The following is a 15,154-nucleotide window of genomic DNA, read 5'->3' as shown; positions in this document are numbered from 1 at the left end:
GCCTTCACCTATTGAAAAATGATTTAGTGAAATTCTGAAAAGCGGTAATCTGTACACTTAATCGCTTTTTCCCTCAAACAGCCTAATAAATTTGAGGTATGCTAGAGAGGTGGTCACACCCAAGTTTTCATATTTTGGTATATTAATGGCTGTTTAATGACATAGAAATCAGGATCACCGTGAGCAATCATATTGGCGTTAGAGCAAAACAGAAAGAAAAAACTCGTCGTTCGCTCATTGAAGCCGCATTTAGCCAATTAAGTGCAGAACGTAGTTTTACAAGCCTTAGCTTACGCGAAGTTGCGCGTGAGGCAGGTATTGCACCCACTTCATTTTATCGTCATTTCAAAGACGTTGATGAGTTAGGGCTGACTATGGTTGATGAAAGTGGTTTGATGTTACGCCAGCTTATGCGACAAGCAAGGCAGCGTATCGCGAAGGGCGGTAGTGTGATCCGAACGTCAATCTCAACTTTTATGGAATTTATCGGTAATAACCCCAATGCCTTTAGGTTATTATTGCGAGAGCGCTCTGGTACTTCTGCTGAGTTTCGTGCTGCAGTTGCACGGGAAATCCAACATTTTATTGCTGAATTAGCAGATTACCTTGAACAAGAAAGCCATATGCCACGCTATTTTACAGAGCTACAAGCAGAGTCTATGGTGACCATCGTGTTTAGCGCGGGTGCAGAAGCGCTTGATATCGATGAAGAAAAAAGGCGGCATCTGGAAGAACGGCTTGTACTTCAGTTACGCATGATCGCAAAAGGTGCGTATTACTGGTATCGCCGTGAACAAGAAAAACAAAATCAAACTGACCCCGATCTCACTAAATAATATAAGGAGAATCAATGACGGAACACAATCGCAATGAGAAAAGCACGTTACTATTAGCATTAGTGATTGGCTTATCAACTCACGGAACTTTCTCTGCTCTGTTTAACTCCTTAGTAGAGTTTTCTATTTTCCCTGTTATTAGTTTAATCGTCGCAATTTATTGTTTACATCAACGTTATTTGCATCATGCGATGCCTATCGGTCTACCTAAGTTTGTTGTAGGTAACTTTTTCTTAGGGCTATTTGCTTATGCAGCTATCTTACGAGTACAACATCCTGACGTAGGTTCGAGTTTTATTCCTTCAATCATTATTGTCGCGCTCGCGTTGTGGATGTACACAAGTTGGAAGGCACGTAAACAAGAACAAAAAGAGCTTGCAGAAGAAAACGAAGCTGAAGTTTAATCGCGTTTCCAAACCGCTCTAACCAATAACGCCGCTATGCCAACATTGCGGCGTTTGTGTATTTTATGGGAGCAAAACACGAATAATTTCTTAACCAAATTTTCATCTTCCACTCGCAATAAAATAATCGCCAGTTAGCTACGGTGTATATTAAAAATAGCAAGGTTGCCACCTGACTTAATGAATAAAAACAACAGGTGGCAAGTAAGATTTAGCGGCGTGTCAGCAGCACACCACTTTCCATATGATGGGTATATGGGAATTGGTCAAATAGAGCGAGTTTTTTGATTTTATGGGTCGCATTCAGGACAGACAAATTATCGCATAGGGTTTCCGGATTACAGGAAATATAGAGAATATTGTCATATTCTTGCACAAGCTGAACGGTTTTATCATCTAACCCGCTTCTTGGTGGGTCAACAAATATGGTGTTGCATTGGTAATCTGCTAGGTTAATGCCATCGAGTCTTTTAAATTCACGCACTCCTCGCATGGCTTGTGTAAAGTCTTCTGCTGACATGCGAATAATTTGTACATTATCGATTTGGTTTGCCGCAATATTATATTGCGCGGCTGCTACCGATGGCTTGGCTATTTCAGTGGCTAAGACTCGTTCAAAGTTTTGTGCTAAAGCCAGTGAAAAGTTGCCATTTCCACAATAAAGCTCCAGTAGATCGCCAGTTGCCCCTTGAGTGGCATCAATCGCCCATTCCAACATTTTAATGTTTACTTGAGCGTTTGGCTGAGTAAAGCTATTTTCTACTTGGCGATAAATCATATTTTTGCCATTCACCGGCAAAATTTCATCAACATAATCGTTGTCTAACATGATTTTGGTTTTTGAAGCGCGGCCGATAAGCTGTAAATCAAAACCTTTATTGATTAACGTTGTTTTTAATTGTTTGGCTGCTTCAATCCACTCTTCAGTGAGTTTTTTATGGTAAAGCAAAGAGACAATTAATTTATTACTCAGCGTCGAGAGATAATCAATTTGGAAAAGTTTATGGCGTAAAAGCGCATTTTCTTTTATCAGTGGCAAAATTTCAGCCATGATATTGTTGATCAGTTGGCTTGCTACAGGAAATTGATCGATACGCACACGCTCTTTAGTCTCTTTATCAAACATGATGTGAAATAAGTCATCACCATCATGCCATACTCGAAACTCTGCGCGCATACGATAATGAGATTCTGGTGAGGTAAATACCTCAGGTTCCATTGCCGTATAGGGGGCCATCATCGTTTTCAGACGTTCTACTTTTTCTGCAAGTTGCAGTTCATAGTGTTCAGTATTCATTAGTGTGGCCCTATTCATAAAAAACAGTAAAAAAATAACATCAGGGGCGAAATTGTAGGGCAAGTGGGGCAGATGTCCAGTTTTTGATTCCACATCGCATAGACACATACCTTCAATCCATTTAGGATAATGCGACTATGGTCGTAAAGAGTAAATAGGGAACTCGGTGTAAGTCCGAGACTGACGCGCAGCGGTGATGAAGGAAAAAAGAGATACAACACTGTTATTAATTAATGGGAAGTTGCCTCTATAGTTAATTTTTACCCAGATGGGTATGACTTCTCAGTCCGAAGACCTGCCATAGTTTAATCGCTTTGTTGGATATTAGCGCGGATCTGATATTCGGCCTCGCGGAATTTTAATCTCATTGATATTCCGGATTTATTATAATGAATAAGAGTAAGTTACTACCGCTATCGGTTGCTGCTATGGCAGTGTTGTGTGGTATTTCTTCTTTAGCAAGCGCAAACAATAAATCAGATGAAATGGTTGTGTCAGCGAATCGCTTTGAGCAGCCCATTTCATCAATACTGGCCCCTGTGACGGTCGTTACGCGTGAAGACATTGATCATTGGCAGTCTAATACTGTGATTGATGTATTAAGGCGGCTACCGGGTGTGGATATTGCGCAGTATGGTGGTATAGGACAGCAGAGCTCCCTCTTTATTAGAGGCTCAGAGTCTCGCCATGTATTGGTATTAATTGATGGTGTTCGTTTAAACCAAGCGGGTATTTCTGGCTCATCAGATATGAGCCAAATTCCTATCTCTTTAGTTCAGCGAATCGAATATATTCGTGGAGCAAGATCGGCTGTTTATGGCTCGGATGCAATTGGTGGTGTTGTTAATATTATTACTCGCCGAGATAATGTAGGAACCACATTAAATGCGGGTATTGGTTCTTATGGTTATCAGAATTATAACGGCTCAACTCAACAGAAAATCGGTGAAAATACAACAGTAACCGCTGCCGCAGCTTATACCTATACAAAAGGATTTGATCTAGCACCTAAGGACGTTAGTCCACGTGACTACGATAAAGATGGTTTTCTTAATAAATCATTATGGCTAGGTGTGGAGCATCAGTTATCATCTGAAATATCAGCTTATGCGAGAGCATATGGATATGATAATAGAACTCGTTATGATGCCTCTGAATACTCAGGTGTGCGGGTAGATACCCGTAAACTTTATAGCCGTACATATGAAACTGGGGTTAAATATCATCAAAACCAATACTCAACCTCACTATCCGGAAGCTATAGTTACGTTAAAGATTACAATTTTGATCCAAGGCAAGGGCAGTATGCTAGCTCTTCTAATCTAGATGAATCAAAGCAGTATAATATTCAGTGGGGTAACAATTATCGTTTAGATAAAGGTAATATTAGTGCGGGTATAGATTATCAGCGCCAAAGCATAGAGCCTAACGGCTATGCTTTAATAACTAAAAAAGAAACCATGAATAACACGGGGCTCTATTTGACGGGGCAATACTCGTTTGTTGATTCTGTTATAGCTGAAGCCGCCGTTCGCACGGATCATCATTCAGAATTTAATTGGCATACGTCATGGCAATCAGGGCTGAGCTGGGAATTTTATGATGGGTATAAACTGGTTGGATCATACGCAACAGCATATAAAGCACCTAATCTAAGTCAACTGTACGCATATTCTTCATCAAATTGGGGAACAACAAAAGGTAATCCGAACTTAAAACCAGAAGAAAGTAAGCAGTGGGAAATTGGTGTTGAAGGAATAACGGGACCGCTATTCTGGCAAATTAATGCTTATCATAATGATATTGATAACCTGATTGAATATAAATATGGCGATTTTATCAGTACATATGAAAATATTGGAAAAGCAGAAATTAAAGGTATCGAGTGGGTTGGTGAATTTAGCACTGGTTTTTTACATCATCAATTAACATACCAATATGTCGATCCCAGAAATAAAAAGACGAACAAAGTATTGGAGCGCCGAGCTAAGCAACAAGTGAAATACCAATTAGATTGGAATATTGCTGAGGTAGATATGGGGCTAACTTATCACTATATAGGTTCGCGTTATGATAATGACTTTTCCCAATCACCATCAAAACGTCTAAAACAAGGGGGGGTTAGCCTTTGGGATCTCACGGCGGCATATCCAATCACTTCACAGCTCACAATTCGTGGTAAAATAGCTAATATGTTCGATAAAGACTATGAGACCGCGTATGGTTATCGCACCGCTGGAAGAGAATATTTCCTTACAGGAAGCTACAACTTCTAATCACAACCTATCTATTCGCCCGACCATCCTTGTGTTTGATTCAGGGGTGGGGGGGCTATCTGTATATCGGGAAGTCAAAAAATTACTCCCTAACGCACATTATATATATGCATTCGATAATGAAGCCTTCCCCTATGGCGAAAAGAGTGAAGAATTTATTATCGATAGGGTGTATCAACTCGTTGATGCTATTGCGAAAAAACACCCTTTAACGATAGCAATTATTGCCTGTAATACAGCCAGTACCGTGAGCTTACCGAACCTTAGAGCCCATTTTCGTTTCCCAGTGGTTGGTGTCGTGCCAGCAATTAAACCTGCGACTAAATTAACGCGAAATGGTGTTGTTGGATTGCTTGCAACCAAAGGAACGGTGAATCGCGAATATACTAAAGAGCTAATTGAACGGTTTGCAACAGATTGCAAAGTGCTCTCGCTGGGTTCTGCCGACCTTGTTCAACTAGCGGAAAGAAAATTACATGGCGAACAAATTCCGCTAGATGAAATTGCCAATGCAGTGAAGCCATGGTTAAGAATGCCTGAACCTCCTGATACGGTGATCTTGGGTTGTACGCATTTCCCTCTATTAATAGAAGAACTCGAACAAGTGCTACCAGATGGCACAAGATTTGTTGATTCAGGGGCGGCGATCGCGAGACGTGCGGTTTGGCTGATTAATAATCAAGCAGAAGAAGTGATTGATAGTCAAGAAAAAGACTTTGCATATTGCCTTTTAATGAATGATGCCGCTTTAGCATTACAACCTGTATTAGCCGCCGAAGGGTTCAATAGGCTACAAAAACTGGTGATTTAAGCTAAATTTGATGGTAATCTGAGCAAACGAAAAAAAAACGTAAAAAAGGGGTTGCCAGAATTTTCTGACTCCCTATAATGCGCCTCCACTGACCGACGATGAGCCGACACTGAATGTGATGGCAAGCCCAACAGGCTAACGAAGGCAGGCGAGAGATTCTGAAAAGAATAAGCGAAAAAAAGCTTGACTCTCGATGAGGAAAGCGTAATATACGCCACCTCGCGACAACGACCTAACTGGTTAATATCGAAAGATAAAGTCGCAACGCTCTTTAACAATTTATCAGACAATCTGTGTGGGCACTCACAGGACACTATCAAAAAAATATTTGATTTTAAAGTCTTGAAGAGTGACTAACACGTTAATTCATATATGAAAGAATGTAGTCAGTTTAATTCTTTGAGCATCAAACACTTTTAATTGAAGAGTTTGATCATGGCTCAGATTGAACGCTGGCGGCAGGCCTAACACATGCAAGTCGAGCGGTAACAGGGGAAGCTTGCTTCCCGCTGACGAGCGGCGGACGGGTGAGTAATGTATGGGGATCTGCCCGATAGAGGGGGATAACTACTGGAAACGGTGGCTAATACCGCATAATCTCTTAGGAGCAAAGCAGGGGACCTTCGGGCCTTGCGCTGTCGGATGAACCCATATGGGATTAGCTAGTAGGTAAGGTAATGGCTTACCTAGGCGACGATCCCTAGCTGGTCTGAGAGGATGATCAGCCACACTGGGACTGAGACACGGCCCAGACTCCTACGGGAGGCAGCAGTGGGGAATATTGCACAATGGGCGCAAGCCTGATGCAGCCATGCCGCGTGTATGAAGAAGGCCCTAGGGTTGTAAAGTACTTTCAGTCGGGAGGAAGGCGTTGATGTTAATACCATCAACGATTGACGTTACCGACAGAAGAAGCACCGGCTAACTCCGTGCCAGCAGCCGCGGTAATACGGAGGGTGCAAGCGTTAATCGGAATTACTGGGCGTAAAGCGCACGCAGGCGGTTAATTAAGTTAGATGTGAAATCCCCGGGCTTAACCTGGGAATGGCATCTAAGACTGGTTAGCTAGAGTCTTGTAGAGGGGGGTAGAATTCCATGTGTAGCGGTGAAATGCGTAGAGATGTGGAGGAATACCGGTGGCGAAGGCGGCCCCCTGGACAAAGACTGACGCTCAGGTGCGAAAGCGTGGGGAGCAAACAGGATTAGATACCCTGGTAGTCCACGCTGTAAACGATGTCGATTTGGAGGTTGTTCCCTAGAGGAGTGGCTTCCGGAGCTAACGCGTTAAATCGACCGCCTGGGGAGTACGGCCGCAAGGTTAAAACTCAAATGAATTGACGGGGGCCCGCACAAGCGGTGGAGCATGTGGTTTAATTCGATGCAACGCGAAGAACCTTACCTACTCTTGACATCCAGAGAATTTAGCAGAGATGCTTAAGTGCCTTCGGGAACTCTGAGACAGGTGCTGCATGGCTGTCGTCAGCTCGTGTTGTGAAATGTTGGGTTAAGTCCCGCAACGAGCGCAACCCTTATCCTTTGTTGCCAGCGATTCGGTCGGGAACTCAAAGGAGACTGCCGGTGATAAACCGGAGGAAGGTGGGGATGACGTCAAGTCATCATGGCCCTTACGAGTAGGGCTACACACGTGCTACAATGGCGTATACAAAGAGAAGCGACCTCGCGAGAGCAAGCGGAACTCATAAAGTACGTCGTAGTCCGGATTGGAGTCTGCAACTCGACTCCATGAAGTCGGAATCGCTAGTAATCGTAGATCAGAATGCTACGGTGAATACGTTCCCGGGCCTTGTACACACCGCCCGTCACACCATGGGAGTGGGTTGCAAAAGAAGTAGGTAGCTTAACCTTCGGGAGGGCGCTTACCACTTTGTGATCCATGACTGGGGTGAAGTCGTAACAAGGTAACCGTAGGGGAACCTGCGGTTGGATCACCTCCTTACCGTTGAAGTGTTTTGTGAAGTGTTCACACAGATTGTCTGATGAAAAGTAGAGCAATAGGCTATACGTGGGAGACTTATTCAAAAGAATAGGGCTTACATGAAATGGGCCACAACGGTGTTGTGCAATATTTTATGTCCCCTTCGTCTAGAGGCCTAGGACACCGCCCTTTCACGGCGGTAACAGGGGTTCGAATCCCCTAGGGGACGCCAATTGCGCCGATATCGAGTGAAAGACGATGTCCTCAATAATGATTAAGCTAATTCAGTGAGTTAGCTTAACAATTATGCTCTTTAACAATCTGGAACAAGCTGAAAATTGAAACAACGCACATTGTTTATCGCTTAAACAATGTGAGAGTCTCTCAAAATTTCAAACCTGAAATTTTCGGTCATTCAAACGAGTGGCATGAGCGAGCAGGGTGAAATTCAAGGCGGACAGCGCGCAGCAAGCGCAGCGTACAGGAGTACGTGAGCATTGCGAGCACTGCCCAACGCAGAAGTTCACCACGCACAGCCATGACAGTCAGGTGATCGTTGAAACAATTTCGGGTTGTGAGGTTAAGCGACTAAGCGTACACGGTGGATGCCTAGGCAATCAGAGGCGATGAAGGACGTGCTAATCTGCGAAAAGCGTCGGTAAGGTGATATGAACCGTTATAACCGACGATGTCCGAATGGGGAAACCCAGTGCAATTCGTTGCACTATCGTTTGATGAATCCATAGTCAAACGAGGCGAACCGGGGGAACTGAAACATCTCAGTACCCCGAGGAAAAGAAATCAACCGAGATTCCCCTAGTAGCGGCGAGCGAACGGGGAGCAGCCCAGAGTCTTAATCAGCATCAGCATCAGGAGAACGGTCTGGAAAGGCCGGCAATAAAGGGTGATAGCCCCGTATCCGAAGGTGTTGGTGTTGTGAACTCGACGAGTAGGGCGGGACACGTGTTATCCTGTCTGAATATGGGGGGACCATCCTCCAAGGCTAAATACTCCTGATTGACCGATAGTGAACCAGTACCGTGAGGGAAAGGCGAAAAGAACCCCGGCGAGGGGAGTGAAATAGAACCTGAAACCGTGTACGTACAAGCAGTGGGAGCCCCACCACTAAGCCAGTGGTGAGTCATCACAGCGTCATCCTTACTTGATGGCGGTTGGCGGAACGTCCTTTGTGACGCCCAACCCAAAAAATCAAGCAAAGGGGGCTTAGTGGTGGGGTGACTGCGTACCTTTTGTATAATGGGTCAGCGACTTATATTCTGTAGCAAGGTTAACCGAATAGGGGAGCCGTAGGGAAACCGAGTCTTAACTGGGCGAATGAGTTGCAGGGTATAGACCCGAAACCCGGTGATCTAGCCATGGGCAGGTTGAAGGTTGGGTAACACTAACTGGAGGACCGAACCGACTAATGTTGAAAAATTAGCGGATGACTTGTGGCTGGGGGTGAAAGGCCAATCAAACCGGGAGATAGCTGGTTCTCCCCGAAAGCTATTTAGGTAGCGCCTCGTGAACTCATCTTCGGGGGTAGAGCACTGTTTCGGCTAGGGGGTCATCCCGACTTACCAACCCGATGCAAACTACGAATACCGAAGAATGTTATCACGGGAGACACACGGCGGGTGCTAACGTTCGTCGTGAAGAGGGAAACAACCCAGACCGCCAGCTAAGGTCCCAAAGTCATGGTTAAGTGGGAAACGAAGTGGGAAGGCTCAGACAGCCAGGATGTTGGCTTAGAAGCAGCCATCATTTAAAGAAAGCGTAATAGCTCACTGGTCGAGTCGGCCTGCGCGGAAGATGTAACGGGGCTAAACCATGCACCGAAGCTGCGGCAGCGACATGTAAATGTTGTTGGGTAGGGGAGCGTTCTGTAAGCCTGTGAAGGTGTGCTGCGAGGCATGCTGGAGGTATCAGAAGTGCGAATGCTGACATAAGTAACGATAATGCGGGTGAAAAACCCGCACGCCGGAAGACCAAGGGTTCCTGTCCAACGTTAATCGGGGCAGGGTGAGTCGACCCCTAAGGCGAGGCAGAAATGCGTAGTCGATGGGAAACAGGTTAATATTCCTGTACTGGTGATAATTGCGATGGGGGGACGGAGAAGGCTAGGCTGGCCGGGCGACGGTTGTCCCGGTTTAAGGATGTAGGTGGGTGAATTAGGCAAATCCGGTTCGCTATACACTGAGGTCTGATGACGAGTCACTACGGTGGCGAAGTAGCTCATGCCCCGCTTCCAGGAAAAGCCTCTAAGCTCTAGATTATCATTAATCGTACCCCAAACCGACACAGGTGGTCAGGTAGAGAATACTCAGGCGCTTGAGAGAACTCGGGTGAAGGAACTAGGCAAAATGGTGCCGTAACTTCGGGAGAAGGCACGCTGGCATTAGGTGAAGTGGTTTACCCATGGAGCTGAAGCCAGTCGCAGATACCAGCTGGCTGCAACTGTTTATTAAAAACACAGCACTGTGCAAACACGAAAGTGGACGTATACGGTGTGACGCCTGCCCGGTGCTGGAAGGTTAATTGATGGGGTTATCCGTAAGGAGAAGCTCTTGATCGAAGCCCCAGTAAACGGCGGCCGTAACTATAACGGTCCTAAGGTAGCGAAATTCCTTGTCGGGTAAGTTCCGACCTGCACGAATGGCGTAATGATGGCCAGGCTGTCTCCACCCGAGACTCAGTGAAATTGAACTCGCTGTGAAGATGCAGTGTACCCGCGGCAAGACGGAAAGACCCCGTGAACCTTTACTATAGCTTGACACTGAACATTGAGCCTTGATGTGTAGGATAGGTGGGAGGCTTTGAAGTGTGGACGCCAGTCTGCATGGAGCCAACCTTGAAATACCACCCTTTAATGTTTGATGTTCTAACGTAGCCCCATAATCTGGGGTGCGGACAGTGTCTGGTGGGTAGTTTGACTGGGGCGGTCTCCTCCCAAAGCGTAACGGAGGAGCACGAAGGTTGGCTAAGCATGGTCGGACATCATGCGGTTAGTGCAAAGGCATAAGCCAGCTTGACTGCGAGAGTGACGGCTCGAGCAGGTACGAAAGTAGGTCTTAGTGATCCGGTGGTTCTGAATGGAAGGGCCATCGCTCAACGGATAAAAGGTACTCCGGGGATAACAGGCTGATACCGCCCAAGAGTTCATATCGACGGCGGTGTTTGGCACCTCGATGTCGGCTCATCACATCCTGGGGCTGAAGTAGGTCCCAAGGGTATGGCTGTTCGCCATTTAAAGTGGTACGCGAGCTGGGTTTAGAACGTCGTGAGACAGTTCGGTCCCTATCTGCCGTGGGCGTTGGAAGATTGAAAGGGGCTGCTCCTAGTACGAGAGGACCGGAGTGGACGCACCGCTGGTGTTCGGGTTGTCATGCCAATGGCACTGCCCGGTAGCTAAGTGCGGAAGAGATAACCGCTGAAAGCATCTAAGCGGGAAACTTGCCTTGAGATGAGTCTTCCCTGACCCTTTAAGGGTCCTAAAGGAACGTTTAAGACGAAGACGTTGATAGGCTGGGTGTGTAAGCGTAGCGATACGTTGAGCTAACCAGTACTAATGAACCGTGAGGCTTAACCTGACAACACCGAAGGTGTTTTAGAGAGACGATTGTTGAAGTGCACGAGATAAAGTGGTGCGAAAAAATCAGCTTGTTCAAGATTGCAGTTCTGGTTTGCGGTGTAGACGCGAACGGGAACGAACCGAATTTGTCTGGCGGCAATAGCGCGGTGGTCCCACCTGACCCCATGCCGAACTCAGCAGTGAAACGCCGTAGCGCCGATGGTAGTGTGGGGTCTCCCCATGTGAGAGTAGGGAACTGCCAGACATCAAATTTAAAGGTTGTGTCAGTACTGACTGACCGCACCATATTGCTGATATGGCTCAGTTGGTAGAGCACACCCTTGGTAAGGGTGAGGTCCCCAGTTCGAATCTGGGTATCAGCACCATGAATTTATCAGTATTAAAAAAGAATTTACCTAGCGGCAATAGCGCGGTGGTCCCACCTGACCCCATGCCGAACTCAGTAGTGAAACGCCGTAGCGCCGATGGTAGTGTGGGGCTTCCCCATGTGAGAGTAGGGAACTGCTAGGTTTTAAACATAGAAAAGCCACCTTAGGGTGGCTTTTTGCTATTTAGCCCCATTCAAATTATTCTGTATCTTCTTTTTTCTTGTTCCAGACACATTGCCATTTCAACCTAATACTCCTAATGTCATGAGAGGCATCTCATTATTTAATGATTCTCGCGGGTCAGCCTGATAGACTTAGCTCATCTTTATTGGTTATCTATTGAAGGCTGCAATGAACCCATCCCTTGAATTAAAACCCTTTAATACTCTCGGTATTGAAGCACAAGCAAAGTCAGTTTGTATTGCTGGATCAGCAGAAGAGATTTATCAGCAATGGCTTAATGCGCAAAAACAGCAGTTACCTGTTTTGATCCTTGGAGGGGGAAGTAATGTGTTATTTATTGAAGACTTTGATGGTGCGGTAATTCTCAATCGTATTAGAGGCATTACTATCACAGAGACCCCAGAATATTGGCATGTGTATTCTGCGGCAGGTGAGAACTGGCATCAATTTATTGAATATTTAATGGGTAAAGGTATCTATGGTGCTGAAAATTTAGCCTTGATACCTGGCTGTGTAGGCTCTGCGCCAATTCAAAACATAGGCGCTTATGGTGTTGAGCTGAAGGATTTATGTGAGTATGTTGATACTCTGAACCTCCAAACTGGTAAGACAGAAAGGATAGAGGCTGAGGCCTGCCATTTTGGCTACCGTGATAGTATCTTTAAGCATGATTATCAGCATTCTCATGTGATTATTGGGGTTGGTTTGAAGTTTGCTAAACAATGGTTACCTAAACTCACCTATGGGGATTTAGCACTCTTAGATGCCGAAACAGTGACTCCACAGCAAGTGTTTGATGCCGTATGCCAGACACGGAAAGCAAAATTACCTGATCCCGCCGTGACGGGCAATGTGGGAAGCTTCTTTAAAAACCCAATTATTACAGCAGATAAAGCGCATCAAATAAAACAACGTTTTCCAACTTGCCCACAGTATGCCCAAGAAGATGGCTCAATAAAGGTTGCTGCGGGCTGGTTGATAGACCAATGTGGGTTGAAAGGCTATGAATTAGGTGGCGCTGCTGTACATACACGGCAGGCTTTAGTCCTCATTAATAAATGCCATGCGACAGGGCGTGATATTGTTGACTTAGCTAAATATGTCAGCCAAACCGTGCATAAGCATTTTGGTATCATGCTTGAGCCAGAAGTGAGGTTTATTGGTAAACATGGCGAAATTAACCCTATGGACTGCATTTTATGAAAGAAACCAGTACACCGCTACAATTGATAGAGATCTTATCTGATGCTCAAATCCACTCAGGCCAACAGCTAGGCGATACATTAGGGATGACACGAGCAGGGATTAATAAACATATTAAAACACTGCGTTCATGGGGCATTGAAGTGCAAACTATCGCAGGTAAAGGCTATAAATTGCCCCATACGCTTAATTTGCTCAATGGTGAGTTAATTAAGCAATATATTCAGGGCAGTGATGTGATTGTGGAGCCTGTCATTGATTCAACAAATCAGTATATGCTTGAAAGAATTTCGAGCTTAAAATCAGGCGATACATGTCTGGCGGAGTACCAAAGTGCGGGGAGAGGTCGACGCGGGCGGCAATGGATTTCACCATTTGGTTGTAATCTATATCTATCGATGTACTGGAAGCTTGATCAAGGGCCGGCAGCTGCAGTCGGACTAAGTTTAGTTGTGGGGATCATAATTGCTGAAACCTTAAATAAACTAAGCAGGGGTAAAGTAAAAGTAAAATGGCCTAATGATCTTTATCTTAATGATAAAAAACTAGCAGGTATACTTGTGGAATTAACAGGAAAAACAGGTGATGCCGCACATATCATTATTGGCATTGGAATTAATATTGGTATGGAAAAAAAGAATGTAGATAAAGAGGGTACAATTAATCAGGAGTGGGCCTCATTAATTGATGAAGTAGAAAATATAGAAAGAAATAAATTGTCTGCTGATATTATTAATGCACTGAAAAAAGCATTAGTTTTATTTGAGAAGGAAGGATTAGTTCCCTTTTTGGAGCGTTGGTTTGAATTAGATAACTTCTTGGGAAGGAAGGTTAAGTTGTTGATTGGTGATAAAATTATCACCGGTGTGGAAAAAGGAATAAATCAACAAGGTGCTCTTTTATTACAACAGGATAATGGTGAAATTATTCCTTATATCGGTGGGGAAATATCACTAAGATCTAACGAAAAATAATAAAATGATGCCGGTAAGTTATACCGGCATATAGTGTTTATTTTCTAAGCCTAACATTCTGGATAGAATGGTTTTCGCCTTTGGTCATTATTAAACTTGCACGTTCTTTCGTGGGTAAAATATTTTCTTTTAGGTTTAAACCATTAATTTCATCCCAAATAGAGCCTGCAATTTTAACGGCTTCTTCTTCGCTTAATTTAGAATAATTGTGGAAGTAGGAATCAGGATCGGAAAATGCCCCTTGGCGGAACTTTAGGAACCGACCAATATACCACTGCTTTAATAATTCAGGGTCTGCATCCACGTAGATAGAGAAATCAACAAAGTCTGAGACAAACACATGATGTGGGTCATGTGGATAGTCCATATCACTCTGTAGCACGTTTAAGCCTTCTAGAATTAGGATATCAGGCTGATCAATAACCTGTTGTTGGTCAGGCACAATATCATAAGTAAGATGTGAGTAGACCGGTGCAACAACGTTACGCGCCCCTGATTTTATCTGCGACACGAAATTCACGAGTCTTCGCATATCGTAAGACTGAGGAAAACCCTTTTTCTTCATGATATTTCGATCTTTGAGTACCTGATTAGGATACAAAAAACCATCTGTCGTGATTAAATCAACTTTTCTATGCTCAGGCCAACGTGTTAATAAGGCCTGTAATAGACGAGCCGTTGTGCTCTTGCCTACAGCAACACTGCCTGCAATCCCAATAATATAGGGAACCTTTGCTCCATTTGTTCCTAAGAACTGCTCTAATACAGCCTGACGGCGCAAATTGGAGCTAATATAAAAATTGAGTAAACGAGATAATGGTAGGTAGATTTCAATAACATCTTCCATCGAGAGTTCTTCATTAATACCTTTCAACTCTATCAATTCGCTAGACGTTAATGTCAAAGGGACTGAATCACGTAATGTTGCCCAATGTTCCCTATCAAACTCTAAGTATGGCGTAGTAATAAAATTCTCTGTCTGTTTCATAAACCAACATCTGCCTATTCTATGCAGGTTGGACAGGTTGCCTAAACACCCGTATCCGTAAAATTAAGTTGCATCATAGCGAGTGAAAGATAGTAGGCGTAGAACTTTTTATGTTTTATGTGAATTTTTTTTGACGAAGGCTGTAAAAATAGAACGAGTTGCTGAAAAAAGCAGCGGTTAGAAAGAGGGAACGAAGATACAGAACATCATTTTTTGCTCTAGAAAATGGCCTAAGTCACTTTTTAATAATGCAAGGGCTCTTTACTGATTAAATAATAATGGATTA

General features: G+C 44.4%; 8 protein-coding genes, 2 tRNA genes, 4 rRNA genes and 1 riboswitch. Of the genes, 12 read left to right on the top strand and 2 right to left on the bottom strand.

The window, feature by feature from the left end; genetic code table 11:
* Positions 1-179 precede the first annotated feature (179 nt).
* Together fabR and I3B46_RS20855 are read left to right on the top strand one after the other, a co-directional pair.
* Positions 180-836 carry an HTH-type transcriptional repressor FabR gene (fabR, locus tag I3B46_RS20860; protein ID WP_004924455.1) on the top strand — a complete coding sequence of 219 codons (657 nt, stop codon included), beginning with the start codon at positions 180-182 and terminating at the stop codon, positions 834-836.
* A 14-nt stretch (positions 837-850) separates the two neighbouring features.
* Positions 851-1,240 carry a YijD family membrane protein gene (locus I3B46_RS20855; RefSeq protein ID WP_004924454.1) on the top strand — a complete coding sequence of 130 codons (390 nt, stop codon included), beginning with the start codon at positions 851-853 and terminating at the stop codon, positions 1,238-1,240.
* A gap of 211 nt (positions 1,241-1,451) precedes the next feature.
* Here the strand turns inward: I3B46_RS20855 and trmA are convergent, their stop codons facing one another.
* On the bottom strand, positions 1,452-2,537 hold the full coding sequence (trmA, locus tag I3B46_RS20850; protein WP_104873157.1) for a tRNA (uridine(54)-C5)-methyltransferase TrmA: 1,086 nt from the start codon (positions 2,535-2,537) through the stop codon (positions 1,452-1,454).
* A gap of 121 nt (positions 2,538-2,658) precedes the next feature.
* Positions 2,659-2,854, top strand: a riboswitch (cobalamin riboswitch).
* 69 nt (positions 2,855-2,923) lie between these two features.
* On the opposite strand from trmA, the gene btuB reads away from it, so the two are divergent.
* The 10 genes from btuB (at position 2,924) to birA (ending at position 13,880) form a co-directional block, all read left to right on the top strand.
* Complete coding sequence (gene btuB, locus I3B46_RS20845; RefSeq protein ID WP_179078418.1) at positions 2,924-4,813, top strand: TonB-dependent vitamin B12 receptor BtuB; 1,890 nt, start codon at positions 2,924-2,926, stop codon at positions 4,811-4,813.
* Positions 4,758-5,624 (top strand): glutamate racemase, encoded by an 867-nt coding sequence (gene murI, locus I3B46_RS20840; RefSeq protein WP_014657267.1) that lies wholly within the window; start codon positions 4,758-4,760, stop codon positions 5,622-5,624. The genes btuB and murI overlap by 56 nt, the downstream gene beginning before the upstream one ends.
* Before the next feature lie 417 nt (positions 5,625-6,041).
* A 16S ribosomal RNA gene (locus I3B46_RS20835) occupies positions 6,042-7,581 on the top strand.
* A gap of 135 nt (positions 7,582-7,716) precedes the next feature.
* Positions 7,717-7,792: transfer RNA gene (locus tag I3B46_RS20830), tRNA-Glu, on the top strand.
* Between the two features lie 346 nt (positions 7,793-8,138).
* A 23S ribosomal RNA gene (locus I3B46_RS20825) occupies positions 8,139-11,150 on the top strand.
* Between the two features lie 130 nt (positions 11,151-11,280).
* Positions 11,281-11,396 (top strand): 5S ribosomal RNA (gene rrf / locus I3B46_RS20820).
* 45 nt (positions 11,397-11,441) lie between these two features.
* Positions 11,442-11,517, top strand: a tRNA-Thr gene (locus I3B46_RS20815).
* Between the two features lie 29 nt (positions 11,518-11,546).
* Positions 11,547-11,662 (top strand): 5S ribosomal RNA (gene rrf, locus I3B46_RS20810).
* Together the 16S, 23S and 5S rRNA genes with 2 tRNA genes alongside form the textbook arrangement of a ribosomal RNA operon.
* Before the next feature lie 209 nt (positions 11,663-11,871).
* Positions 11,872-12,906: a UDP-N-acetylmuramate dehydrogenase gene (gene murB / locus I3B46_RS20805; RefSeq protein ID WP_014657268.1), complete on the top strand. Its 1,035-nt coding sequence runs from the start codon at positions 11,872-11,874 to the stop codon at positions 12,904-12,906.
* Positions 12,903-13,880 (top strand): bifunctional biotin--[acetyl-CoA-carboxylase] ligase/biotin operon repressor BirA, encoded by a 978-nt coding sequence (gene birA, locus I3B46_RS20800; protein WP_004923065.1) that lies wholly within the window; start codon positions 12,903-12,905, stop codon positions 13,878-13,880. The genes murB and birA overlap by 4 nt, the downstream gene beginning before the upstream one ends.
* Positions 13,881-13,917: 37 nt before the next feature.
* Here the strand turns inward: birA and coaA are convergent, their stop codons facing one another.
* The gene (gene coaA / locus I3B46_RS20795) at positions 13,918-14,868 is read right to left on the bottom strand and encodes a type I pantothenate kinase (RefSeq protein WP_004924900.1); all 951 of its coding nucleotides are present in this window, start codon (positions 14,866-14,868) and stop codon (positions 13,918-13,920) included.
* Between the last annotated feature and the right edge of the window lie 286 nt (positions 14,869-15,154).

Origin of the sequence: Providencia sp. 2.29 (assembly GCF_015832305.1) — a bacterium.
GTDB lineage: Bacteria > Pseudomonadota > Gammaproteobacteria > Enterobacterales > Enterobacteriaceae > Providencia > Providencia stuartii.
This window is presented reverse-complemented; position numbering and strand designations above follow the sequence as displayed.

Excerpts from the sequence above, each read along its gene's own strand:
- coaA (WP_004924900.1), bottom strand. The coding sequence starts at position 14,868 with ATGAAACAGACAGAGAATTTTATTACTACGCCATACTTAGAGTTTGAT.
- trmA (WP_104873157.1), bottom strand. The coding sequence starts at position 2,537 with ATGAATACTGAACACTATGAACTGCAACTTGCAGAAAAAGTAGAACGT.
- I3B46_RS20855 (WP_004924454.1), top strand. The coding sequence starts at position 851 with ATGACGGAACACAATCGCAATGAGAAAAGCACGTTACTATTAGCATTA.
- murB (WP_014657268.1), top strand. The coding sequence starts at position 11,872 with ATGAACCCATCCCTTGAATTAAAACCCTTTAATACTCTCGGTATTGAA.
- murI (WP_014657267.1), top strand. The coding sequence starts at position 4,758 with ATGGTTATCGCACCGCTGGAAGAGAATATTTCCTTACAGGAAGCTACA.
- birA (WP_004923065.1), top strand. The coding sequence starts at position 12,903 with ATGAAAGAAACCAGTACACCGCTACAATTGATAGAGATCTTATCTGAT.